Below are 23669 nucleotides of genomic sequence, written 5' to 3'. Positions count from 1 at the left end.
GTGTCATTTGAAGGGGTTGAAGGTCTTGCCCATCAGGTAGCCCATCCACAAGGGCATGGGCCGCATGATGGCGGCCAGGAACTTGTTGACTGTACCGGGTACGCACACGGGCTTGCCCTTCATCACGGCACGGATCGATTCAGCGACCACATCGTCAGGCTGTTGCCATAAGATGGCTGGCAAGCGGTTGGCCGTGTCTCGCGTGCCCATCACATCATGGAACTCGCTGTGGGTGAAGCCCGGGCACAGCGCCGTCACGTGCACCCCGTGCGGCTTGAACTCCATGTCCAGCGACTGCGACAACACCAGCACGTAGGTCTTGATGGCCGAGTACAGCAGGCTTTCGCCGGGTGGCGAGAGCGCGGCCAGCGACGACACGTTGATGATGCGCCCCCAGCGCCGCTCGATCATGCCGGGCGCGATGCTGTGCGTCAGCTCGGTCAGGGTGGTCATCATCAGCTGGATCTCGCCGCCCAGCGGGGCCCAGGGCGATGCCGCGAACTTGGAGTGCCCCGACAGCCCCGCGTTGTTCACCAGAAAGTCGATGTGCCAGTTCAGGTGCGCCAGGTGGGCCATGACCGTGGCCGTGGCGCCCGGGCTGGCCAGGTCCACCGACAGGACTTCGCACTGCACCTGATGCCGTTGGGACAACTCTTGGGCCAGGTCTTTCAGGCGGTTGCCACGGCGGGCGGCCAGCAGCAGGTCGTAGCCCTGGGCGGCCAACTGCCGGGCGAAGGTGGCGCCAATGCCGGCGGATGCGCCCGTGATGAGGGCTTTGCGACGAGGAGTGTTCACGGTGATCAGCCTTTCTGCCTTGCGGTGTGCCTTAAAGCGGGAATCTCTTGGTGGATGTTGAAGCCTTGCTTGCGACGGCCGATGTGCCCCGCATAAGGGGCGATGGGGCCGCGCAGCACAAAGGGCAGCGGCACCTGGCGTTGTCCGTCGGTGAAGCCCCAAGTGCCAATGCCGAGGTAAAGCCCGGGCGCCACCTGCCGCACCTCATCCACCATGTGGATGGCGCCGCACATGGACGAAAACGCCGCGTAGACCAGGGTGTAGGCCGGACGCCCGTCATAGCGAGAGGGTGCGATCAGCGTCTGCATGGGGTAGCGCCGCACCGTGCGGCCCAGGTGCGCGAAGCTGTTGTAGCCCTGACCGCGATCAGCCGACACCGGCGTGAAGGCCTTGCACAGCCAGCGCCCCGGCATGAGCGGGTTGTTGACCGTCAGGTGGCCGATGACCTGGGCCACGGCATTGGGCTGCGCCAGCAGGCGCGCGGCGAACTCGCCATCCATGTCCTGCAGGGACGGCGCCGGCAGCCGGCCAAACAAGGCCATGAGGTCCTTGAAGCGCATGGCCCGGAGGTCTGATTCGGTCAGGTCAGTGACGGGTTGGCGGACGGCGTGCATGATCTTGAATGGCGTTCAACACGCCGCGACTATAGCACTTGTTGAATGGCATTCAAGATGTCGTTTAAGATGCCGCCCATGGCCCGAAACAAGCGCGATGTCGATGCTGAAGTGAAGCGTGAGCAGATCGAGGAAGCCGCCTGCGCGCTGTTTTTGGCCGACGGCTACGAGGCCACGTCGATGGCGGCGGTGGCGAAGGCTGCTGGCGTGGCGCCCAACACGCTGTACTGGTACTTTGCCAGCAAGGACGACCTGCTGGTGGCCACGCTGGACCGTCTGGTCAACAAGGCCTTGCTGCAAGTGGCAGGCATGCAAGAACAGTCTTTGGGCGTTCAGCTGCGTTGGCTGCTGGGCGAGTTTCAGCAGGCCAGCAAGCTGATCTCGACGGTGCATTCGCGCCTGGATCGCTCAGAGACGGTGCGCGAGTGGCACGACCGCTTTCACGAGATGCTGGACGCGATGCTGGTGCAGCAAATGGTGTCCAAGGGCATGTCGCGCACGAAGGCGTCTGTGATGGCGACGGTGGGCACCTATGTGGTCGAGGGCTTGTTGTCTCACCCGCATACCTCGCAGCAGTTTGACAAGGTGGTGCAGTGGCTGGCGGGCAATGGCAAGTTGTGACGGGCTACACAGCTTCGGTCTGAGCGCCACAGCCCCACCGGGCACCCCACGCCGCTCATGTCCCCCGCGCCCGGCGGGGCTGTGTGGTGACGTATTTTTTCCCAGCGATGTTTTGTGTGTGTTACCCACTCGGGGTGTAGCTGGTCGCGGGCAAGCCGTTCCCAGCAATTGTTACTAAAGCAAGAACTGATTTCGGACGGAAAGGTGGCCTGTCGAAAAGTGGGGGCTTGTATATGAAGCGCACTGTATGCCGAAGATGATTGCGTTGGCGGCAGCCATTGCATTCTCCGTTTTTGACTTATAAGATGCGCTGCATCGCACATACGCCAATTCGAAATTTTAAATTCGCTAATCAAATGCTCAATTTTGGAAGGTGGGTGAGTGATTGGCTAGTTTGCTGTCAATGAGTGCGTCAGGTCAACCTTGCTGATCAGTGTTGATATATTAAAATCGAAGCGATGGAACGCGTGAGGTGGGGTATGTTCCAGCATGCTGAGTAAATCACGTGCGTGAGTTCCGGTGTGGCTTGTGGTGTTGGTTGCGTTTTTTAGTCCTTCAATCGTTCGTGTTCTTCGCTCTTGGTCGCTGTCTCCCTTTATTAAGTAGGCTTCTATTATTAGGCCTAGCCTGCTTTCTCTAAATGACTTCCCCCCTCTTTGATTTTGAACGTACTCCATGGCGCCTCTAGGCTCGATGTGTCCGCTTGCAAGGTCGTTGAACACGTCGATGTTATGGGTTCGCAATATCACTAAGAAGGCGGCGAGGATTGGGTCTAGAAATTGTGTATTGGGGGTTTGGTGGCAGACCAGTGCTATTCTGCTAATTACTCGCTCAAGTGTGCGTAGGGAGATGTTGAATGTGGTCGCGAGTTCCGCTAGGGCGGAGACTAATTGGTCGTCATCATCTCGAGTTTGTTGGGAGTTCTTTCGGCCTTCCAGGTATGTATTTATTTCAAGGGAATTCATCTGCGCCCTAATAAATTGCTTTTGGGGCGCTGGGGGGAGACTGAACTCCATATCGAAGAATCTCCTGAGGTATTCTTGGGAGTCAATTCCTTCTCCATATATTGAGGCAACAGATGATTGCAGTTGTCTTTTGTCGATTGATAGAATGAAGACAAGGTTTCTTGTGTCGAATAGGTGCTTTATTCGCTCCAGGGTTTCTATGGCAAATGATGGGCGGCACCTGTCTAATTCGTCTATAAAAAAGTAAATTGGTTTTCCTTGCTTCTCTGTGCTGCATTCTGATATGGCTTCTGAAAGCTCCTGCCGTAATTTTTCAAGAGATTCATTCTCCTTTTGGAAGGAGTCGACGATATTTTTTGTTACGTCGCCAGTGAAATCCGAAGCGATGCTTTCTAATGGATCTTCTAGATCTAGCATTCCCAAGGTGGCAGCTTTTGCGGCCGCTATGACGCCGTGTTTGGCTACCGAAGTGGTGAGTTTTTTCACCGTGTTCATGTGCCCCCTGAACTTGTCCATGGTATTCGCATCTTTCGGAGCGACTTTGTCAATTGCTGCCACGAGTGCGACAAGTGGATCTGTCACGTAGTCCACCTTCCATGCGTTGAAGTAGATGTTCGTGGCGCCCTCGTTTTTGAGTTTTGCTTGCAGCATCCGAATCAAGGTGGTCTTGCCTGTGCCCCATGGCGCGTCGATAGCAAGTACGAACGGACCATCTAGATCAAGCAAAAAGCTGGAAATGAATTCAACGACCGGCCTTCTTTGCAGCGCATCGTTTTTATAAATGTCGTCATCCGGCACTTCAATTTCGCTACCTCTGTACTTCATCATGACTCCTCGTGGCTTCGTTGATGGTTCTCAGGATATCTTGCCTTACGTCGCAAATAATCTGACGCAAGCTACGAACCTGTAGGCCCACCCCCCGGCCCGCCCGGCGCCGTCGATGGCGCCGAGAAGCGCAGCAGGTCGGTGGGCGCGCGCAGCGCGCTTCGTCCATCAAACTTGCCGAGGATGTTTGAGCGCAGCGGCTGGAGGCCGCGTAGCGAGTTCCTCGGCACCACCGGCCTGAGAGCATCGCCGGGCAGTCCCGCTCACGGAGCGGGACCGGCATCGTCAAGCCGGGCGGGCCGGGGGGTGGGCCTGGGCGCGCGGCACCCAAAAGCGTTCAGAAGAACGCCTGAATCCCCGTCTGCGCCCGCCCCAGGATCAAGGCATGCACGTCATGCGTGCCTTCGTAGGTATTCACCACCTCCAGGTTCACCAGGTGGCGGGCCACGCCAAACTCGTCGCTGATGCCGTTGCCGCCCATCATGTCGCGCGCCAGGCGGGCAATGTCCAGCGCCTTGCCGCAGTTGTTGCGCTTCATGATCGACGTGATCTCCACCGCCGCCTTGCCCTCGTCCTTCAAGCGCCCCAGCCGCAAGCTGCCCTGCAGGCCCAGCGCGATCTCGGTCTGCATGTCGGCCAGCTTCTTCTGCACCAGCTGATTGGCCGCCAGCGGCCGCCCAAACTGATGACGGTCCAGCACATACTGCCGCGCCCTGAACCAGCAATCCTCGGCCGCGCCCATCGCGCCCCAAGAAATCCCATAGCGCGCGCTGTTCAGGCACGTGAACGGCCCCTTCAGCCCCCGCACCGTGGGAAACGCGTTCTCTTCCGGCACAAACACATCGTCCATCACGATCTCGCCCGTGATGCTGGCGCGCAGCCCCACCTTGCCGTGGATGGCCGGTGCGCTCAGGCCCTTCCAGCCCTTCTCCAGCACAAAGCCCCGGATCTGGTCCTTGCCATCTTCCTCGCACTGCGCCCACACCACGAACACATCCGCAATCGGTGAGTTGCTGATCCACATCTTGCTGCCGCGCAGCGTGTAGCCGCCGTCCACCTTGGTGGCGCGCGTCAGCATGCTGGCCGGGTCAGAGCCGTGGTTGGGCTCCGTCAGCCCAAAGCAGCCAATGAACTCGCCCGTGGCCAGCTTGGGCAGGTACTTTTGCCGCGTGGCCTCATTGCCAAACTCGTAGATGGGCAGCATCACCAGCGACGACTGCACGCTCATCATCGAGCGGTAGCCGCTGTCCACGCGCTCCACCTCGCGGGCGATCAGCCCGTAGCTCACGTAGTTCAGCCCCGCACCGCCGTACTCGGCCGGGATGGTGGCGCCCAGCAGGCCCAGCGCGCCCATCTCTCTGAAGATGGCCGGGTCGGTGTGCTCGTGCCTGAAGGCCTGCGTCACGCGGGGCAGCAGTTGGTCTTGCGCGTAGGCTTGCGCCGCGTCGCGCACCTGGCGCTCTTCAGAGCTCAGCTGGTCGTCCAGCAGCAGGGGATCGGCCCAGTGGAAGGTGGCTTTGCTCATGGGTGCCCAGGGTCGTTGGCGAGGCGGCTCAAGGCGATGAACCGCGCCAGGTGGTGGTCTTCATCGCCCAGTTGGTGGTCGATGGCGATCAGGCGTTTGGCGTAGTGGGCCAGGGGCAGCTCCCAGGTCATGCCGATGCCGCCGTGCAGCTGGATGCACTCTTCGGCCACCAGCGTGCCCACGCGGCCCATGGTCATCTTGGCCGCCGACAACGCGCAGTCGCGGGCGATGGGGTCGTCGGCCTCGTCCAGGGCGCAGGCGGCGTTGATCACCGCCGAGCGGGCTTGCTCGATCTCCAGCAACAGCGCGGCCATGCGGTGCTGCAGGGCCTGGAAGCTGCCGATCGGCTTGCCAAACTGCTGACGCGTTTGCAGGTAGGCCACGGTCTGGGCTTTCACGACGTCCATCGCGCCCAGGGCCTCGGCGCACAAGGCCAGCACGCCGCGGCCCACCGCGTGCGCCAGCGCGGGCAGGCCTTCGTGCAGCGGGCCCAGCAGGGCGTGGTCAGGCAGCACGGCGCCGTGCAGGGCCACATCGGCCACGCGGGCGCCATCGGCGGTGGGGTAGGGCCGCACGCGCACGCCAGGGGTGTCCACGGGCAACACGAACAGCGACACCCCATGCGCATCACCAGGCTCGCCAGCGGTGCGGGCCGACACCACCAGCAATTCAGACTGGTGGGCCAGGGGCACCATGGTCTTGCGGCCCTGCAGCACCCAGTGGGCGCCTTCGCGCGTGGCCTGGGTGCGCACCTGCGTCAGGTCGTAATGCGACTGAGGCTCTTCGTGCGCCAGGCTCATGATCAGGGTGCCGTCGGCCACGTTGGCCAGCAAGGCCTGTTGTTCGGCGTTGCCGGCGTGGGCCAGGGCGCTGCCGGCCAGCACGGCAGTGGGCAAGAAGGGCTCCAGCACCAGGCCACGGCCCAGCGCTTCGAACACCACGGCAATGTCTTGCCCTGTGCCGCCCAGGCCGCCGTGGGCCTCGGGCAGCAGGGCGGCGATGGCGCCCAGGTCGGCGAACGATTGCCAGCGGTTGGGGCTGTAGCCCTGCGGGCTTTGAGAGATCTTGTGCCGCGTGTCGATGTCGTACCGGTTGGCGATGAAGCGGCCCAGCGTGTCGCTGAGCATGCGCCGGTTGTCGGTGTGGGTGAAATTCATCGCGTGGTCCTTACAACCCCAGGATCAGCTTGGCAATGATGTTCTTCTGGACTTCGTTGGAGCCCCCGAAGATCGACAGCTTGCGGTTGTTGAAGTATTGCTGGGCAGCGAAGTCTGCTTCAGGTGGCGTGCCGCGCTCCATGGGATTTGCCCCAGGGCGCCCCCCTGTGTCGGGGCCGGATTCCTCGGCGCCGTGCTGCCACAAGGCCATGGCCTGCGGCCCCAGGGCGCGGCGCAGCAGGGCGCTGAGTTCCTGCCTGATTTCGGTGCCCTTGATCTTCAGCATCGAGCTTTCGGCGCCGGGGGCGCCGCCATCGGCCGCCGCCGCGATCACGCGCAGGTTGGTGGTCTGCATGTTGCGCAGATCGATCTCGATGCGGGCCAGGCGGGCGGCAAACAAGGGGTCGTCCAGCAAGGGGCGCCCGCCCTTCATCACGCGGCTGGCCACGGCCTTGACGCGGGCCAGCGCCGCCACCGAGAAGCCCACGCCCGCGATGTTGGTGCGCTCGTACGTGAGCAGGAACTTGGCGCAGGTCCAGCCCTGGTGCTCGGTGCCCACCAGGTTGGCCACCGGCACCTTCACATCGGTGAAGAACACCTCGTTGACCTCGTGGGCGCCATCCAGCGTGATGATGGGGCGCACCTCCACGCCGGGGCTGCGCATGTCGATCAGCAGGAAGCTGATGCCTTCTTGCTTCTTGGCCTCGCGGTTGGTGCGCACCAGGCAGAAGATCATGTTGGCGTGGTGGCCCAGGGTGGTCCAGGTTTTCTGGCCACTGACCACGTAGAACTCGCCCGAGGCGTCCTTGACGGCCGTGGTTTTGACGGCGGCGAGGTCCGAGCCGGCGCCGGGCTCGGAGTAGCCCTGGCACCACCAGTCGTCGCCGTTGAGGATGCGCGGCAGCCAGTGGCGCTTTTGCGCCTCGGTGCCGTACTTGATGAGCACGGGGCCCAGCATGTTCACGCCAAAGGGCACGGTGCGGGGGCAGTAGGCCAGGGCGCATTCGTGGTCGAAGATGAACCGTTGCACGGGCGTCCATCCGGGGCCACCCCATTCGCGCGGCCAGTGGCTGGCCAGCCAGCCGCGCTGGTGCAGCAGCGCATGCCATTGCTCGTGTTCGGCCTTGCTCAGGTGCTGGCCATCGCGCACCTTGGCGCGCAGGGCGGCGGGCACCTCGTGCTGCACAAAGTGCCGCACCTCGTCTTTGAAGGCCTGTTCGTCGGGGGTGAAGCTCAAGTCCATGGCGGGGCCTCGCGGTCAGAAAATCTCGAACAGGCCCGCGGCGCCCATGCCGCCGGCAATGCACATGGTCACCACGGCCCACTTCACCTTGGGGTTCTGCGCCTTGCGTCGGCGGCCTTCCAGCAGCACGGTGCCCACCAGGCGGGCGCCGGTCATGCCAAAGGGGTGGCCGATCGAAATCGCACCGCCGTTCACGTTCAGGCGCTCATCCGGGATGCCCAGCCGCTGCTGGCAGTAGATGCTTTGCGAGGCGAAGGCTTCGTTGAGTTCCCACAGGTCGATGTCGTCCACCGTCAGGCCGTGTCGCGCCAGCAGCTTGGGCACCGCGAACACCGGCCCGATGCCCATTTCATCGGGCTCGCAACCGGCCAGGGCCATGCCCCTGAAGGCGCCCAGCGGCTGCAGGCCCAGGCGCTCGGCCTCGGCACGCTCCATCAGCACGCAGGCCGAGGCGCCGTCGCTCAACTGCGAGGCGTTGCCGGCGGTGATGAACTGGTCAGGCCCGCGCACGGGCGCCAGCTTGGCCAGGGCCTCGTAGGTAGTGCCCGGTCGGTTGCAGGTGTCGTGGTCGATGGTGGCCGTGTGGTGGGTGATCTCTTGGCTGGCCTTGTCCTGCACCGCCATGGTGGTGGTGATGGGGACGATCTCGTCGCGGTAGCGCCCGGCGGCCTGGGCCTCGGCGGTCTTGCGCTGGCTCTCCACCGAGAAGCGGTCTTGGGCCTCGCGGCTGATGCCGTATCGCTGCGCCACGATGTCGGCCGTTTCGATCATGGCCATGTACAGGGCCGGCTTGTGCTCGACGATCCATGGGTCCATGCCGCTGTTGCCGTCTTCGCGCGTGCGGATGCCCGAGATGCTCTCGATGCCGCCGGCGATCATGGCCGGCGCGCCATCCACCACGATGCGGCTGGCCGCCATCGCGATGGCCTGCAGGCCCGAGGCGCAGAAGCGATTGACCGTGGCGCCCGCGATGCTCAGGGGCAGCTCGCTGCGGATGATGCTTTGCCGGGCGATGTTGCGGCCGGTGATGCCCTCAGGGTAGCCACACCCCAGGATGCAGTCTTCAATGCGATCGGGCTCGATGCCGGCGCGTTGCACGGCGGCCTTCACGGCCATCGCGGCCAGCGTGGGCCCGGGGGTGATGTTCAGCTCGCCCCGGTGGGATTTGGTCAGCGGCGTGCGGGCGGTGGCAACGATGACGGCTTGGCGCATGGTGGGTGTTCAGTTTGGGGTGTCAGGCGGCGGTGTGGAGTGAGGCCAGGCTGCGGCCTTCGGCCACCAGGCGTTCCAGCAAGGGGGCCGGGCGCCAGAACAGCGGGTCGCGCGCGCGGTCTTCTTCATGAAAGCGGCGGATGTGGGCCAGCACGGTGTCCAGCCCTTGCGCATCGGCCCAGGCCATGGGGCCGCCCAGGTCTTGGGGGAAGCCATAGCCATGGCACATCACCAGGTCCACGTCCGCAGGGCGTTGGGCGATGCCTTCGTCCACCACACGCACGCCCTCATTGACCATGGCGCACAGGTAGCGCCAGCGCATGTCTTCATCGCTGAAGCGGCGGGGCGTGATGCCCACCCTGCCGCGCTCGGCCTCGATGATGGCCATCACGTCGGGGCAGGGTGTGCCCTGGCGGCTGCCCGGGGCGTAGCGGTACCAGCCGCGCCCGGTTTTCTGGCCGAACCAGCCTTGTTCGCACAGGCGGTCGGCGATGCGCACATAGCGGGCGCGCGGGTCCCGCGTGGCGGCGCGGCGTTTGCGTGTGGCCCAGCCGATGTCGCCCCCGGCCAGGTCGCTCACTTCATACGGTCCCATGGGGTAGCCAAACTCGCGGGCCATGGCATCGATCTCGTAGGGGCTGGCGCCATCTTCGACCATGTGGTCGGCTGCCGTGCGGTAGATGGCCAGGATGCGGTTGCCGATGAAGCCATCGCACACCCCCGCGCACACCGCCACCTTGCCCAGGCGTTGCGCCAGCGCCAGCGCGGTGGCCACCACATCGGGCGCCACGGCCTGGGGTGTCACCACCTCCAGCAGTTTCATCACGTGGGCGGGCGAGAAGAAATGCAGCCCGATCACGTCCGCCGGGCGGGTGATCGCGCCAGCGATCTCGTTGACATCCAGGTACGAAGTGTTGGTGGCCAGGATCGCGCCGGGTTGGCAGTGGCGGTCCATCTCGGCGAACACGGCCAGCTTCACGGCCATGTCTTCAAACACGGCTTCGATGGCCAGGTCCACTGGGGCCAGGTCGCGCATGGCGGTGCTGGGTTGCAGGCGACTGAGGGTGTCGCGAGCGGCCTCGTCGCTGAGACGGCCCTTGGCCACCATGCCGTCGAAGACCTTTTGGATGCGTTGGGTGCCGGCGTGCAGGGCGGTGTCGTTACGCTCGACCAGGGTGACGCGCAAACCGGCTTGCAGCAAGGCCACGGCGATGCCGGCGCCCATGGTGCCGCCGCCGATCACGCCCGCGTGGTGCACGGGGCGAAGTGCTGTGGTGGGTGGTGTGTGAGACATCGAATGGGATTCTTTCCTCTCAGGCGCATCTTGACAATCGTGCTCACCCTTGAAAGACTGTCAAATGAAAGTTGACAAACCAGCCATGCCTGACATCGACCCTGCCGCCCTGAGCCTGCTGGTGGACATCCTGGACGCCGGCAACCTCAGCGAGGCGGCCCGGCGTTTGAACATGAGCCGCGCCAACGTCAGCTACCGGCTCAAGCAGTTCGAACAACAACTGGGCGCCCAACTGGTGCGCCGCACCACCCGCCAGTTGCAGCCCACCGAGATGGGCTTGCGCCTGTACGAGCATGGCCGCCGCATCCGGCAAGAGCTGGCCGCGGCCCACGAGGCCGTCAACACCCTGGGGCAAAGCCTGCAAGGCCGTGTGCGCCTGAGCCTGCCCAGCGGTTATGGGCAGATGGTGATGTCGCCCTGGTTGCTGGATTTCAAGCGCAGCTACCCGGGCATCGTGCTGGACGTGGCCTTTGAGAACCGCGTGACCGACCTGCTGCGCGACGAGGTGGACATCGCCGTGCGCGTGATGAGCAACCCGCCCGACAGCCTGGTGGCCCGCGACATGGGCCCGGTGCATTACGTGGCCTGCGCGCACCGCCGCCATGTGCAGGCGCATGGCCTGCCCCGCACGCTGGACGAACTGGGGCGTGCGCCCATCATCACCTCAGGCGTGGTGGGGCGCCAATTGGTGCTGGCCGCCTACCTGGAGGGCGAGCGCCACGAAGTGGCCCTGCAGCCCACGCTCACATCCGAGAACTTTTTGTTTTTGCGCGAGGCCATCGTGGCCGGCCTGGGCGTGGGCCTGGTGCCTGATTACGTGGTGGCTGATCTGGTGGCGCAGGGCGAGGTGCTGACCACGCTGGACGAATGGAAGCTCAGCATCTTCGGCATGCGCATGATGATGCTGTACATGCCCAACCGCCACCACACGCGGGCCGCGTCCACCTTCATCGACTATGTGCTGGACCAGGCCCGGCGCAGCCAGGCGGCGATGTCGTCGATCTCGTCTTCGCACACGCTGTGATCAATGGGGTACTCGTGCCACTCCACGGGTTGGCCCAACTGCCTGAGCACGGCGTAGGCCTGCTGGCCGCGCACCGTGGGCACCACGCCATCGGCATCGCCATGGCCGATGAACACCGGTGTGCGCACGTTGGCGGGATGGCGCTCAGCCTCGGTGGTCTCGGGCAGGGGCAGGTAGCCTGACAGCCCCACCAGCCCGGCCAAGGTGTGTGGGTAGCGCAGGCCCGCCAGCAGCGTCATGGCGCACCCCTGCGAAAAGCCCATCAGCACGATGCCATCGGCAGGCACGCCACGTGCCACCTCGGTATCCATCAGGGCGTGGATAGCCTGCAGCGAGGCGCGCATCGTGAGCGCGTCTTCACGCTCGGGCCCGGTGGTGGGCCGGATGTCGTACCAGGCCCGCATGCGGTAGCCGCCATTGATGCTGACCGGCATGACCGGGGCGCTGGGCAGCACGAAGCGCAAGGGCCCCAGATCGGCAAGATCACGCGCCAGCATCTGGCACACGGGTTCGAAGTCGCTGCCGTCGGCCCCCAGGCCGTGCAGGATGATCAGGCAGCGCTGGGGCTGCGGGCCGGTTTCGTATTCCAGGGCGTCAAGCATCATGCCTTGATCATGCCAGCCATTCGATGCCGGGCAACTGCGCGCACTGCTGGCGAATGATCTGGGCCATGTCCTGCATGTAGGGGCGCGAGGCCTGGGCCTTGGGGCAGATGGCGTGCAGCTCGCTCCACAGACCTTTGGGGCCGATGCGCACGGCCTGCACATAGTCGTGCTCCAGATAGCTTTGCAGGCCCCAACTGGGCAGGGCCGCCACGCCGCGCCGGCTGGCCACCAACTGCACGATGGCCACCGTCAACTCGGCCGTGCGGCGCGCCGGGTTGACCTTGGCGGGCGCCAGCACCTCGCGCACCAGGTCGATGCGGGCATCGGGCACGGGGTAGGTGATCAGGGTTTCATCGGCCAGATCGCGGGCCGTGACGAAGCGCTTATGGCGCAAGGGGTGGTCGTTGGCCACCACGGCCATCATCTCGAACTTGAACAAAGGCGACACCTGCCAGGCCCGCGCCGACTTGGGCGCCGAGCCGATCACCAGGTCCGCCCGGCCTTCTTTGAGCAAGGCCAAGGGCTCGGCATGGAAGCCCGCCACCAGATCGACCTCGACCTCGGGCCAACGCTGGCGAAAGGCGTGCATCACGGGCATCAGCCAATCGAAGCAGGTGTGGCACTCCAGCGCGATGCGCAGCTCGCCTGTGGTCTCGCCCTTCATGCGCTGCAAGTCGCGCTCGGCCGCGCTGACCTCGCCCAGCACGCTGCGCGCCAGGGTGAGCAAGCGCTCGCCAGCGGGGGTGAACTGCAGACCCTGGCGTGTGCGCTCGAACAGCGCCAGGCCATGGTGGTCTTCCAAAGCGCGGATCTGGTGCGACAGCGCCGATTGGCTCAAGTGCACCCGCTCAGCCGCCGTGGCCAGTTTGCCGGCGTCGGCGATGGCGACCAGGGAGCGGAGGTGGCGGAGTTCTAGCATGAGCTTATTGCAAGCGTTTGTTATAGACTTGCATTCTATTCATGATAGAAAAAACTCGATCACAGCCGAGCCCAATTCGAGTGACGAGCCCGATGCCGCAGGCCATTGCAGGTTCACGATGCTGGCGCTACGGCGTGACTCCGGGCGGATGGGCTCTGCCACAGGCCGACCGACTCTGGGAATGGACACTTGTATGAAGACGCTACATGTCGGCCAGCTACAGCCCTGCGGTGTTCGCTTTTGGTGGGTCTAGAAGCCAGCGGCGCACGAGGTTGGCATTGAGACCATGCGCCAACGCTACCGCGGCCACTGATGCGCCCGGCTGTTGGCAAGCCAAAACGACCTGGCGCTTGAGTTCTGGTCCATGGTTGCGCCAGGCGCGCTTCGTTGGAGCGCTTTGCATAGTGTCCACTTGTCGTCTTGGCGGAAACTATCCTCTCGCTTTAGGCTGAGCCCCTCAAGATACCTTCACCAGACGCTTACTGATCACTAGCGCCTCCGGGGTGTCGGTGGACCTAAAGAGTCAATTGGCTGTCAATCGAGCCCGGTGTTCTCTCATTTGTAGCGCCCATTCCCACGATGTATTGGGCGCCACAGCGTAGCCCGGGGGGAAGTACATATCAGGTTGACGCGCGCGGAGGATGGCTTTGCCTTGACAGGAACCTCGATCGTCAGAATAAGACTGAAGTTCTATGATGGAAGCGTTTGCATAGTTCAGGAATGAAGCCGCATCAGGAATGTAGGAGTCGTCTCCTACGCGCATGGTGGCCTTCAATACTCCGCGACCGACAGCTGGTGCGTACCACAAGTGGGTGATGGTCACGCCCGTCACCGACTTGTTGCCCGCCTCCCATTCGCGGCCGCCATACTTGCTTCCCAAGTCACGCGGAGCTGTCTTAGCCCAATGTGCAATGCGCTGTATGTGGAATGTTCGGAAGCGACCCGCAGCAACATCAATGGTTTCAAGACTCAGGACTGTACTGGTCGAATGCTCTTCGTAGTCATAGACGTAGTGCTCGTATGTGGATTGATACTCACCCACCTCTTTGAATTCGTCTTTCCAACTCGATCCGACTCGTAGCGGAAAAGATAACAAGACCTTAGTTCCGGTACGTGAAGGAACCAACTCTGAGTATGTTGATGCGTACTCCTTGTGGGTGCCGTCTGGTGCGATGGTGTAGCGGTTGACGCCATCTTCTCCGTCGATCAATGTCAGAACGGTTGGCGGCCAAATTTTGTCGGCCACATACTTCCACGTGGATCTGATGGGAAGGGTTGGGGCATCCACAGGGCGGCGATCGTTCCAATTCCATTGCCCACAGTGACTCATTGGTGGTTGTTTGGGCGTATCGGCAGCCTCGGATGCCGATACGCATCCAAGCGCGAAAATGAAGGCGGCCGCCATATTTATGTTTTGCATCTTGCAGTCCTTGAACTTGAGAGTGACTGGAGTGTCCTTCACGCTGTCTTGGTCTTTACACCCTCTCAAGAGGGTGCGAGGTCATATCGCCGACATGGCTTTCTATCTGTTACGTTGTTGCGCCGTCGTGCTGCTTGCGGACTGACCCAAGCCTTGATAATTGGATCAGACGAACATTGGGATGGCGGTTCATGCGCAGACTGAAAATCATCACGGGTGCAATGTCATTGGTGCTGGCCTCAACGGCATGCCAGTCCCATGATCAACCAAGCAAGGCGGGCCCTGTCGATGGCAAGGCTCCGCAAGCGTTTTTGGACAAGATGCGGGGTCAGTTGAAGTTTGTGGAGGGCGGCAGCTTTCAGATGGGCGACTTTGGCCACCTGCATTCCGAAGAGCGCCTGCCCTACAGCACGTCGACAAACAACAAGCCGCTGCACAAGGTGACGCTGGACAGCTTCTCGATGAGCGCCTACAAGATCACCTACGAGGATCACGATGTCTACGCAGAGACGGCGGGCGTGCCCAAGGTCGGAATGGACAAATTCACGATCAAGCGGCGCCACCCCAAGATCGCTGCCAGCTTGATCTGGCAAGAGGCCAGAGACTACTGCCAGTGGTTGGGCAAGCAGTTGAACCTGCCCATGGACTTACCTACAGAAGCACAGTGGGAGTACGCCGCGCGCAACCGAGGCCAGTTCTGGGTGGTGGCTACCGACAACGGCAAGATGGAACTGGGGCGAAATGCGTTTTCGTTTGATGAACGATCTGCCTATGCAAAGCAACATGGGCTGACGCGGCGGGAGCCATCATTGCCTCAAGGCCACTTCCCCCCCAATCCCTTAGGCCTGTACGACATGTTCACCGAGGGGCACGAATGGATGCTCGATTGGTACGCGCCTGATTACTACGCCAAGTCACCAGAAAAGAATCCGATGGGGCCGGCGACTGGGACAGAAAAAGTACTGCGAAGTTCGCGCAGCGCGAACGGTGAACACCTCATCATGGGCGATGGGCTGAGCTTCACCCGTAGCCACAGGCCACCGGAAGGACTCGTCGATGACGAATTGATTCTTCCAGCAGGACGAGGAACCACCAGCCGTTGCGTGGTCAATCAAACAACCCCAGTGGGGCCGTGACACTGGCGTCACTGTTAATCAGACCGTGCTTACGCCGGGATCGCCCGCATAGGCCTCGCCCAGTTCTGCTGTCTGGATGACAGCGAAGCCAGGGTGTTCTCGGCCATCGGCTGGCAGCACCAGATCCAGATGCGGGGTGTCCAGGCGCGACACTTGGTAGCCCTTTGGAAAGTCGTTGCGGACCAAGTTGCGCATCTTCAGGTAGGCATCCAAGTAGGTGTTGCCGGTATTTTTGACTTCTTTGCGCTTATTCACGTCTTGCATCAGCAAGGGCAGGTCTTCAGCCAGCGACAGGCCGTTGTTCAAGAACCGGATCACGTCGCCTTCATTCTTGCCTGCTGGTTTGAGTGATTTCTCTCCGTCCACGGACATGTGCTCCATGACGTTCACCCACTCCTTGGCGGTCTGAACTGTGGCCATGATGTTGTTCACTGCTTCTTTGTGGGCAGGCAAGAAATGAACCTCAGGATCCCAACCTGACAACTGCACGCTCGGTTGGTCGCGCATGTGGCTGGGTGTGCCATGGCGGGTGATTTGGTAGAGCAACATGCCGCGTGTCTCGGGCGTGGCATGAACCAGCCACGGCGACTTGCGATTAATGTTGTGCACCAGTTGGTTGCGAACTTTGGCCTGGTCCATTTTGTTTAGCCACTTTTCGAACCGGTCATCAACAGATGCTGTGAACTGTTCAACCCGCTTGTACGCATCCGTCTTGGCTGCCTCAGCTGCAGACTTTCCATCCAGAACTGCAATCCCCTCTTGAATCAACAGCAGCAGGAGTTGCGACATCAACTGAAATGCGCGTTGTTCAATGAAGAGCAAATGTCGAACACCAGCATTCAACAACAAGTAATGCACCCACTTCACAAACTGGAACAGCTTTTCCGCATTGACAGTGAATTCCAGCGCGCCTTTGGCGCCCACACCCAGGCACAAGCCCGCTGCGATGCGCACGCGGAACTTGCCTTCCGCCAGGAACACAAACACCTTGCCGTTGAACCCGGCGCCGGCCGTGGCGGCAACAGAAGCTGACGCCTCTGCAAAGCTGACAAACTCTTTCTCGGTCGGCGGCAGCCACTGCAACGCCCCACCTGGCGTGATGCCGCCTTCCATACCCGCGAATGCGTCGATCTCAGCCTTCACGCCGTTGAGGTCTGCGGGCATCTTTTCATAGGCGCTGACCGGATCAAACGCAGGCAAGCGCCGTTTCGCGTTCATTTGACCGGCCATTGACTTCGCCTTGGCATCAGGCTTGATGCCCACAACCACCTGCTTCAATCCGTCCAGCGACACCCCTGCAGCGCCGGAGGCGACCAGCTTCGCACCGGCATAGCCATACAACTCGCAACTCACCACAGCTCGGATCGCACCCAAGTCTTCGCCACCGAACTGCATCATCCAGCCCTTGAGCGAGGGGAACGCATAGCGGGCCACCGCCTTGCCCTCACACAACACCACCTTGGCTTGCAGGTTGCCTTGAATCTCTGCCTTCTTGGCCGTCCAGTCGGCGGCGGCACTGGCCCCAGCACCAGCCACGAGGCGCAACCACTGTGCATGCGTCTCCACCTCGTAGCTATCGCTTTTGAGAATGGTGTCACTGAACTGGGTGGCAGCTTCATCGAACAGTGCCAGCACCACCGGATCGGGCTTGGCCAGGTCTTGCTTGACCTTCAATTCGTTCTTGACCTTGGCAAACGACTCTTTCAGTGCTTTCACATCCAAAGTCTTCGGCGAAACGCTCTTGCCCCCCGTTGCCGGACCTCCTGCGAACTTCACCTGAAGCTTGTACTCAGCTTCATTGAGGCGCTTGGCTTTGAGTTGCAGGTAACGATCCTGACTGAGGTAACGCCGACGCAAGCCCATCTGCCTGCCGCCCTGGGCATTCACACCCTTCGCGGTGCTCTCGAAGGTCACCACCTCTTTGAGGTCAGCCAGCTTCGCAAAATTCTTGTTGAGCTCGGTCTTGATCTTGTCTTCGCTGATCTTCAGCGCCTCTTCTGCCGCCTCCACCTCTTTGGCATTCCCAGACTCCAAGGCACGAGACAGATCCAGCTTGGCTCTGTGGCCGTTGGCCATGACTTGCTCCAGCAGACCACTGACCTGCTCGAACTCATCGAAGGCGCTTTGCGGCACGGCGATGATCTCATCATCGGCCGGCGACACAATCAGGGGCAAGCTGAGCTTTCCTGCGAGTTGCTGAACTGCATCTTGCGTCTGAGGTACGGTGCTGGCTGCCACGACCTTGAAAGGCATGTCGTAGCGCACAAGCTTCTGGCCTTTGAGCAAGGGATCCAGCCGCTTGGTCGAAACCTTGACAGACGTGCCCGGAATTTCAAACTTGAAGACCAAAGGCGCAGCGCAGTAGACAACCCCTGTCTCACCCTTGGCGTTGGTGAGGCCAGTGATCGGTGCGCTTCGATCCAGATCTCGGGCCACAGCTTCTTTGCCATTGGCATCGAGTTGGTAAGCGGTGTACTTGGCTCCGCTGATGGGCTTGTTGCCATGCTGCGTGTGAAACCGAACCAGAAAGTAGGGCTTCACACGGACGGACTCCAGCACCGAGCCCTTGTCTGTGGCACCAGCGAGTTTCAATGTCGGGCAAGGTGAGGCACCTACGGCTCCGTCCCGATCAGGTGCCTCATAGTTGCCCGTCATGGCATTCAGCACCTCCAGCGAGCAAGTCGATACCTCATGCGTGGTCTCTACAGGCTTGGTTTCGCCGTGGGCATCCGTGGTGCCAAATGAAAAATATTGCCCGCTCTCTTGGTTGGTGAGTCGGTACTGGACACCAGCAGCCGCATGCTGGGTGTGCTCATGGGTGAAATACAGCCGAAACTTGCCGGTCGCCACGGATCAGCCCTCCTGAATCATTGGTTTTGTGAGAGAACCCGAAAGCCCTGATGCTCGGCGTCTTCGATGTAGACCTGAACCTGTTGCCGGTTCTCCGTGGTGATCAGCTTGGTCTTGCCTGCTGCGTCGGTCTTCCCTGCGTGAGTGGTGCCATCCGGCATGAACATCACGTATGGGCGATTTGCCAAGGGCTTACCTGCAGCATCTACTGCCTGGTATTGAAGGTGATGCCCACCCTCCAGTTTCATCCCAGAGGGTTTAGCCAAGTTCGGGGGTGACGCCGACGCACTCCCACCCCCCGTCAACACCTTCTGCCCCCCCTTGAAGCTGGCCGGCCCGCTGGTGCCCAGCTCGATGTTGCCGCCTTCGATCTTGATGTAGCCGCCACCGCCGTTGAGCACGATTTTGTTGGGGGCGCTGATGACGATGTCGGCGGCGGTGCTTTGCAGGTCGATGGCGTGTTGGGCGGTGAGGGTGAAGGGGCCGCTTTGGGCTTCGGTGCGCACGTTGCCGCTGGCGGCGTGCAGCTTCAGGCCGGTGTCTTGCACGGCGCGTTGGGTGTTTTTGGCTTCGCCCCGGGTGAAGAGGCTGATGCCGTTCTTCACGGCCCAGGCCTGATGGCGTTGGGCCAGCAGGTTCAGATCAGCGGCGGTGGTGAGGGTGGCGTGGCGGCCAGCGCTCAGCACCGTGTGGGCGGGGGTGAGGGTGGTGATGGCAGCCGCAGCGCTGAGCAGCAGATCAGGGCGCTCGGTGGTGGCCACGCGGCCGTGCTCCGATGCTTGCGTGCCTTTGAGGCTTTGCAGCGTGGCCTGCAGGCTCTCGTGCGCAGGCAGTTGGGCGGCGTCGGGCTCTTGGGGCAGGTCGGCGCGGTGGGTTTTGGCGTTGGCGGCCAAGGCGGTGAGCAACCGGGCGTGGGCGCTCAGTTGTTGCTGCGCCTCGCGGCTGTTCATGGGTTGACCCTGGGCGCTGGTGGTGCCGGCGGGGCGGGCGTGGCTGCTGAGGTGCAGGCCGCTGGCGGCGCGCAGCGCAGCCTGGGCCTGGGTGTGCAGCTCCAGGCCGTGGCCACGGTGGGCCAGGCGCAGGTTGTCGGCCTGTTGCAGCAGGTGGCCCATCTGCAGCCAGGTTTGCTGCTGGGTGGTGTGCAGCAGCACGCGGCCTTGGCCGGGGGTGTCGTCCATGACGAGCTGGTTGTGGCCACCGCCACCATGCTGGCTGGCTTCCAGGCTTTGGCTCTTGAAGCCACTCAAGCACGCGGTGTGGGCGTGGCCTTCCAGCTCGCCACGCGTTTCGCTGCCGGGGAACCACGCCGGCGCGTTGCCCGTGGCGCCTGCGGCACCGCCACCGATGCGGTTGCCTTGCGCGTTGGCTTGGCCTTCGCCGTTGTAGGCGGCGCCCAGCACGACGGGGCGGTCGGCATCGCCCTCCATGAAGCCCACCAGCACCTCTTGGCCCACGCGGGGCACGAAGACGGCACCCCAGTTCTGGCCAGCCCAGGATTGGGCCACGCGCACCCAGGTGCCTGAGGCGTCAGAGGCCGGGGCGTTGTCGTCGCCCGTGAGGTGGTTGAGGCGGTGGCTGGCCTGCGCGCCGCGCTGCCAATGAAATTGCACCTTGATGCGGTTGTCGCGGTCGGTGTGCACGGGGGTGTCGGGGCCCAGGCCCACCACCAGGGCGGTTTGCAGGCCGTGCACCTGCGCTTGTGCTCGGCGGTGCCCCTCAGGCGTGCAAGGGGCGCGGTAGGACGCACGGTAGGGCACGTTGAGGCGCTGGGCCTGCAGCCGCCCTTGGTACAAGGGTTCGGCGCTGTCGTTGTGCAGGCCGGGCAGGTGGGCGGGGCCCAGTCGCTGGTCCAGGCCCGCCTGGGCGTCGGCGCTCAGGTTGTTGCGTGCCGTGTGGGTGACGCTCAGCACCACAAAGCGTTCGCCGTCGGCATGGCGCGGGTGGTCGGTCAGCGCCAAGGTGCTGCCCGGGCGCAGGGTGCGCACGGTGCCTTGGCCTTCAAATCGTTTGCGCTGCGATTGCAGGGCCTGCATGTGGACGTCGGCCAGGCGCTGCGCATCCGCAGGGGTGTGGTGGGCATAGGCGCCGGGCTGATCGGTGTGGCGCAGGGCCATGGGCTGGTCGTGGGCCGCGTCGCTCAGGCTGTGGCCGATGTGGTTCTCCACGCTGCGGTGATCCCAGCTGGCGGTGCTCAGTTCGGTGGGCCCCACCTGGCGGTGGGCGTGCCAGCGGTGCAAGCTGTCGCCCTTGAGCACCGCCGACGCCTGGGTGAAGCGCACCGCCTCTGACGCGCCAGGGGCGTGGGGCTGGAAGGCCCCTGGGTGGTCGGCCAGCACCAGGGTGTGGCTGCCCAGGCCGGGCTCGCCTGGTTGGCCCGTGTGTTCAAACCAGGCGTACAGGCCTTCTTCAGCCCACAGGCGGCGCAAGAACGCCAGGTCGGTTTCAGCGTGTTGCACGCACAGCGAGCGCACGGGGTAGGCCTGGCGGTCGGCCAGTTCCCAACGCCATTGCGGCACCAGCGCACCCTGGGCCTGGTGGTCGCGAAAGATGGCCTCGGTCAGGTCCACCACCGACAGGTGCTGAAACACCCAGCTGTCCGTGCGGTGGGCCAGCAGGTCCAGCCAGGTGCCCACCTGCAGGTGGTAGCGGGCCAGGCCGCCGTCGCTGCCCAGCAGGTGCATGGCCAGTACGTGGCCATGGAACGGACGCCAGGCCGAGGTGCTGCCCGCCAAGGCGTGACCGCCCTCGGTGAGCAACTCCAGCAGCACAGGCTGACCGATGAGGTCGTTGGGGTTGAGCTGCGCCTGGGTGCTCACCGCGAGCACGTCCATCGAGAAGGCGTGATCGGCTTCGGGCACCAGGGCCTCGTGCATGCGCACGCGCTCGGCCATCAACACCTGCGGGCCCAGGGGGGTGTGCAGGCGCAGCATCCGGGTGTGCTGGTGGATGCCTGCGCCCAGCAATTGATCGAGCAACGATTGAAGTGCGGCGTCCACAGCGCCGCGCACGGCGTGCTGGATGCCGGATAAGTCGGTCATGCGTCCGTCCCCGTTGGATTTGATGTGTGGCTGAGCCGGCCCGGAAGTTAACGCAAGAAGCCGGCTGTACCCGCCCGTTCCCCTCCTTGTGGGGGGCGGCTGGGCTTGAAAAATTGCAAGCAGATGTGTGCAGCGGGCCTCGCCAATCCGCCGCGAGGCTTGACTTGTAACTGTATTTGGGGCAATGTAAATTTTTACAGCATGAACGTCAGCGCGCAAAGGAGCATGGACATGGGGTTCGAGACGATGTGGTCAAGCATGCAGACATCCCTGGGCAGTCAGGCCCCACACCTGTTGTACGCCCTGGGCGTGTTGCTGGCGGGTTGGGTGGTGGCGCTGGTGGCGCGTGCGGGGGTGGTGCGCGGGCTGGCGGCCCTGGGGGTCAACCGGCGCTTGTCCTCCGCGGCCGATCAGCCCATGGACATCGAAAAAGGCGTGGGGGTTGGGGTGTTCTGGCTGGTGATGCTGGTGGCCCTGGTGGCGGTGTTCAATGCCTTGAACCTGACGATGGTGTCGGGGCCCCTGTCGGGTTTGCTGCAGCAACTGGCTGATTTTGCGCCGCGCTTGCTGGCCGCCGGCGCCTTGGCGTTTGTGGCCTGGGTGGTGGCCTCGGTGCTCAAGCTGTTGGTGGGCAAGCTGCTGGACAAGACCACGCTGGACGAACAATTGGCCGCCCATGCCCGCATGAGCCCCATCAGCACAAGCCTGGCCGACACGGTGTTCTGGGTGGTGATCTTGCTGTTCCTGACGATGATCCTGGACGTGCTGGGGATGCAGAGCCTGGTGGCGCCGCTGTCGCACATGGTCGACAAGGTCTTGTCGATGCTGCCCAATGTGGTGGCGGCGGTGGTGATCGGCGGTGTGGGCTGGCTGGTGGCCACGGTTTTGCGCAACATCGTCAGCAACTTGGCCCAGACCGCAGGCATCGACCGCCTGGCGGGCGACAGCGCCGAGAAGGTGCAGCTCTCGCGCGTGGTGGGGCTGTTCGTGTTCGTGGCGGTGTTCTTGCCCGCCCTGGTGGCCGCCCTGGACGCCCTGCGCATTGAGGCGATCTCGCGTCCGGCCACCGAGATGCTCAACCAGATCATGTCGGCCATCCCGCACATCGTGGCCGCCGCCATGATCCTGGTCGTGACCTGGTTGGTGGCATCGTTTGCCAGCCGACTGCTGGCCGCCTTGCTGGCGGGAGTGGGCTTGGATGGCGTGCCCGCCAAGGTGGGTTTGGGACACGTGTTCGAGCGCGTCAGCGCATCGACGCTGATCGGCCATGTGCTGCGCTTTTTTGCGATGCTGTTTGCTGTGGTGGAAGCCGCGGCGCAACTGGGCTTCATGCAGGTGCGTGACCTGGTGGGCAGCTTCATCGCCTTCGGGGGCGATGTGCTGTTGGGCTCGGTGATCCTGGTGGTGGGCTTCTGGCTGGCCAATCTGGCGCACGACGCGGTGGACCGCGCCAGCGGCCCCAACAGCAAAGGCCTGGCCCGTGTGGCGCGTTATGCCATCCTGGCCTTGGTGGTGGCCATGGGCTTGCGTGCCATGGGCATCGCTGACGACATCGTCAACCTGGCCTTCGGCCTGACCCTGGGCGCCGTGGCCGTCGCCTTTGCCTTGTCGTTCGGCCTGGGCGGCCGTGAGGCGGCTGGGCAGTTGCTGTCGCACTGGGTGGCGCGACTGCGCAAGGACGACTGAGCATCCGTGTTGAAATCTCGGCCGTGTGTCATCCGCAGGAGTGAAGTCGATGAGCCAGATGATTCAATTCGCGCGCCCCGATGGTCAACAGACGCCGGCCTACCTTGTCGAGGGGCCTGCCGGTCGACCCGGCATCGTGCTGATCCAGGAGTGGTGGGGCCTCAATGACCACATCAAGGGGGTGGCCGAGCGGCTGGGCAGCCTGGGCTACACCGTGCTGGCGCCCGATTTGTTCCGTGGGCGCACCACCACCTCGGCCGACGAGGCCAACCACATGATGACGGGGCTGGACTTTGCCGACGCCACGCACCAGGATCTGCAAGGCGCGGTGAACTTCCTGGCCACCCAGGGCCCTTCATCCGGGGCGCCGGTGGGGGTGATGGGCTTTTGCATGGGGGGCGCCCTGACTGTGGCCGCCGCCGTGCATGTGAAGGGGCTGAAGGCGGCGGTGTGCTTTTACGGCATTCCGCCGGCAGAGTTCGCCAACCCGGCGGCCATCCGGATTCCGTTTCAAGGCCATTTTGCACAGCAGGACGACTGGTGCACTCCGGCGGCGGTGGATGCGCTGGTGCAGGCCATGGCCGGCGCACCCACACCGCCAGAGGTGCATCGCTATCCGGCGCAGCACGCGTTTTTCAACCACAGCCGCCCTGAGGTGTACGACGCCGCCTGCGCCGAACAGGCCTGGTCGCGCATGCAGGTCTTCTGGCAGGCGCAGCTGGGCTGACCGCGGCGGATGA

17 protein-coding genes and 1 pseudogene are annotated in these 23669 nt (G+C 63.2%); 5 read left to right on the top strand and 13 right to left on the bottom strand.

Features of this window, described 5'->3' with window-relative positions:
* Positions 1-3: 3 nt before the first annotated feature.
* Both WNB94_RS07105 and WNB94_RS07100 read right to left on the bottom strand, forming a co-directional pair.
* Positions 4-795 (bottom strand): SDR family NAD(P)-dependent oxidoreductase, encoded by a 792-nt coding sequence (locus WNB94_RS07105; protein WP_341389316.1) that lies wholly within the window; start codon positions 793-795, stop codon positions 4-6.
* A gap of 5 nt (positions 796-800) precedes the next feature.
* The gene (locus WNB94_RS07100; protein WP_341389315.1) at positions 801-1409 is read right to left on the bottom strand and encodes a hypothetical protein; all 609 of its coding nucleotides are present in this window, start codon (positions 1407-1409) and stop codon (positions 801-803) included.
* A 78-nt stretch (positions 1410-1487) separates the two neighbouring features.
* Here WNB94_RS07100 and WNB94_RS07095 point away from each other — a divergent pair, with 78 nt between their 5' ends.
* Positions 1488-2030: a TetR/AcrR family transcriptional regulator gene (locus WNB94_RS07095; RefSeq protein ID WP_341389314.1), complete on the top strand. Its 543-nt coding sequence runs from the start codon at positions 1488-1490 to the stop codon at positions 2028-2030.
* A 389-nt stretch (positions 2031-2419) separates the two neighbouring features.
* Here the strand turns inward: WNB94_RS07095 and WNB94_RS07090 are convergent, their stop codons facing one another.
* The 6 genes and pseudogenes from WNB94_RS07090 to WNB94_RS07065 form a co-directional block, all read right to left on the bottom strand.
* Complete coding sequence (locus WNB94_RS07090) at positions 2420-3823, bottom strand: KAP family P-loop NTPase fold protein (protein WP_341389313.1); 1404 nt, start codon at positions 3821-3823, stop codon at positions 2420-2422.
* Between the two features lie 334 nt (positions 3824-4157).
* Positions 4158-5345 carry an acyl-CoA dehydrogenase gene (locus WNB94_RS07085; protein ID WP_341389312.1) on the bottom strand — a complete coding sequence of 396 codons (1188 nt, stop codon included), beginning with the start codon at positions 5343-5345 and terminating at the stop codon, positions 4158-4160.
* Positions 5342-6502, bottom strand: a complete 1161-nt coding sequence (locus WNB94_RS07080) for an acyl-CoA dehydrogenase family protein (protein ID WP_341389311.1) — start codon at positions 6500-6502, stop codon at positions 5342-5344. Before WNB94_RS07080 ends, WNB94_RS07085 begins: the two co-directional genes overlap by 4 nt.
* Before the next feature lie 10 nt (positions 6503-6512).
* Positions 6513-7745 (bottom strand): acyl-CoA dehydrogenase family protein, encoded by a 1233-nt coding sequence (locus WNB94_RS07075; RefSeq protein WP_341389310.1) that lies wholly within the window; start codon positions 7743-7745, stop codon positions 6513-6515.
* 15 nt (positions 7746-7760) lie between these two features.
* Positions 7761-8957, bottom strand: a complete 1197-nt coding sequence (locus WNB94_RS07070) for an acetyl-CoA C-acyltransferase (protein ID WP_341389309.1) — start codon at positions 8955-8957, stop codon at positions 7761-7763.
* Between the two features lie 22 nt (positions 8958-8979).
* A pseudogene (locus tag WNB94_RS07065) lies at positions 8980-10290 on the bottom strand (3-hydroxyacyl-CoA dehydrogenase); the annotation flags it as partial.
* A gap of 55 nt (positions 10291-10345) precedes the next feature.
* On the opposite strand from WNB94_RS07065, the gene WNB94_RS07060 reads away from it, so the two are divergent.
* Complete coding sequence (locus WNB94_RS07060; RefSeq protein ID WP_341389975.1) at positions 10346-11275, top strand: LysR family transcriptional regulator; 930 nt, start codon at positions 10346-10348, stop codon at positions 11273-11275.
* On the opposite strand, the gene WNB94_RS07055 is transcribed toward WNB94_RS07060, so the two are convergent.
* From WNB94_RS07055 to WNB94_RS07045, 3 genes are all read right to left on the bottom strand, one after another.
* Complete coding sequence (locus WNB94_RS07055) at positions 11206-11880, bottom strand: alpha/beta hydrolase (protein ID WP_341389307.1); 675 nt, start codon at positions 11878-11880, stop codon at positions 11206-11208. The genes WNB94_RS07060 and WNB94_RS07055 overlap by 70 nt on opposite strands.
* A gap of 7 nt (positions 11881-11887) precedes the next feature.
* Entirely contained in the window at positions 11888-12799 is a 912-nt protein-coding gene (locus WNB94_RS07050) for a LysR family transcriptional regulator (RefSeq protein WP_341389306.1), read from the bottom strand.
* Positions 12800-13322: 523 nt separating this feature from the next.
* The gene (locus WNB94_RS07045; protein ID WP_341389305.1) at positions 13323-14261 is read right to left on the bottom strand and encodes a hypothetical protein; all 939 of its coding nucleotides are present in this window, start codon (positions 14259-14261) and stop codon (positions 13323-13325) included.
* A gap of 149 nt (positions 14262-14410) precedes the next feature.
* Between WNB94_RS07045 and WNB94_RS07040 the strand changes: the two genes are divergently transcribed.
* A complete protein-coding gene (locus tag WNB94_RS07040; protein ID WP_341389304.1) occupies positions 14411-15355 on the top strand; it encodes a formylglycine-generating enzyme family protein in 945 nt (314 codons plus the stop codon).
* Between the two features lie 18 nt (positions 15356-15373).
* On the opposite strand, the gene WNB94_RS07035 is transcribed toward WNB94_RS07040, so the two are convergent.
* Positions 15374-18205 carry a hypothetical protein gene (locus WNB94_RS07035; RefSeq protein ID WP_341389303.1) on the bottom strand — a complete coding sequence of 944 codons (2832 nt, stop codon included), beginning with the start codon at positions 18203-18205 and terminating at the stop codon, positions 15374-15376.
* Positions 18206-18222: 17 nt separating this feature from the next.
* A complete protein-coding gene (locus WNB94_RS07030; protein ID WP_341389301.1) occupies positions 18223-21243 on the bottom strand; it encodes a type VI secretion system Vgr family protein in 3021 nt (1006 codons plus the stop codon).
* 231 nt (positions 21244-21474) lie between these two features.
* Here WNB94_RS07030 and WNB94_RS07025 point away from each other — a divergent pair, with 231 nt between their 5' ends.
* The gene (locus WNB94_RS07025) at positions 21475-22929 is read left to right on the top strand and encodes a mechanosensitive ion channel (protein ID WP_445819028.1); all 1455 of its coding nucleotides are present in this window, start codon (positions 21475-21477) and stop codon (positions 22927-22929) included.
* 49 nt (positions 22930-22978) lie between these two features.
* Positions 22979-23656: a dienelactone hydrolase family protein gene (locus tag WNB94_RS07020; protein WP_341389298.1), complete on the top strand. Its 678-nt coding sequence runs from the start codon at positions 22979-22981 to the stop codon at positions 23654-23656.
* Positions 23657-23669 lie beyond the last annotated feature (13 nt).

Source organism: Aquabacterium sp. A3, from assembly GCF_038069945.1.
Lineage (GTDB): Bacteria > Pseudomonadota > Gammaproteobacteria > Burkholderiales > Burkholderiaceae_C > Aquabacterium.
This window is presented reverse-complemented; position numbering and strand designations above follow the sequence as displayed.

Coding starts and splice junctions, on each gene's coding strand:
- WNB94_RS07090 (WP_341389313.1), bottom strand. CDS start 3,823: ATGATGAAGTACAGAGGTAGCGAAATTGAAGTGCCGGATGACGACATT.
- WNB94_RS07080 (WP_341389311.1), bottom strand. CDS start 6,502: ATGAATTTCACCCACACCGACAACCGGCGCATGCTCAGCGACACGCTG.
- WNB94_RS07050 (WP_341389306.1), bottom strand. CDS start 12,799: ATGCTAGAACTCCGCCACCTCCGCTCCCTGGTCGCCATCGCCGACGCC.
- WNB94_RS07055 (WP_341389307.1), bottom strand. CDS start 11,880: ATGATGCTTGACGCCCTGGAATACGAAACCGGCCCGCAGCCCCAGCGC.
- WNB94_RS07025 (WP_445819028.1), top strand. CDS start 21,475: ATGGGGTTCGAGACGATGTGGTCAAGCATGCAGACATCCCTGGGCAGT.
- WNB94_RS07085 (WP_341389312.1), bottom strand. CDS start 5,345: ATGAGCAAAGCCACCTTCCACTGGGCCGATCCCCTGCTGCTGGACGAC.
- WNB94_RS07100 (WP_341389315.1), bottom strand. CDS start 1,409: ATGCACGCCGTCCGCCAACCCGTCACTGACCTGACCGAATCAGACCTC.
- WNB94_RS07070 (WP_341389309.1), bottom strand. CDS start 8,957: ATGCGCCAAGCCGTCATCGTTGCCACCGCCCGCACGCCGCTGACCAAA.
- WNB94_RS07040 (WP_341389304.1), top strand. CDS start 14,411: ATGCGCAGACTGAAAATCATCACGGGTGCAATGTCATTGGTGCTGGCC.
- WNB94_RS07020 (WP_341389298.1), top strand. CDS start 22,979: ATGAGCCAGATGATTCAATTCGCGCGCCCCGATGGTCAACAGACGCCG.
- WNB94_RS07095 (WP_341389314.1), top strand. CDS start 1,488: ATGGCCCGAAACAAGCGCGATGTCGATGCTGAAGTGAAGCGTGAGCAG.
- WNB94_RS07030 (WP_341389301.1), bottom strand. CDS start 21,243: ATGACCGACTTATCCGGCATCCAGCACGCCGTGCGCGGCGCTGTGGAC.
- WNB94_RS07075 (WP_341389310.1), bottom strand. CDS start 7,745: ATGGACTTGAGCTTCACCCCCGACGAACAGGCCTTCAAAGACGAGGTG.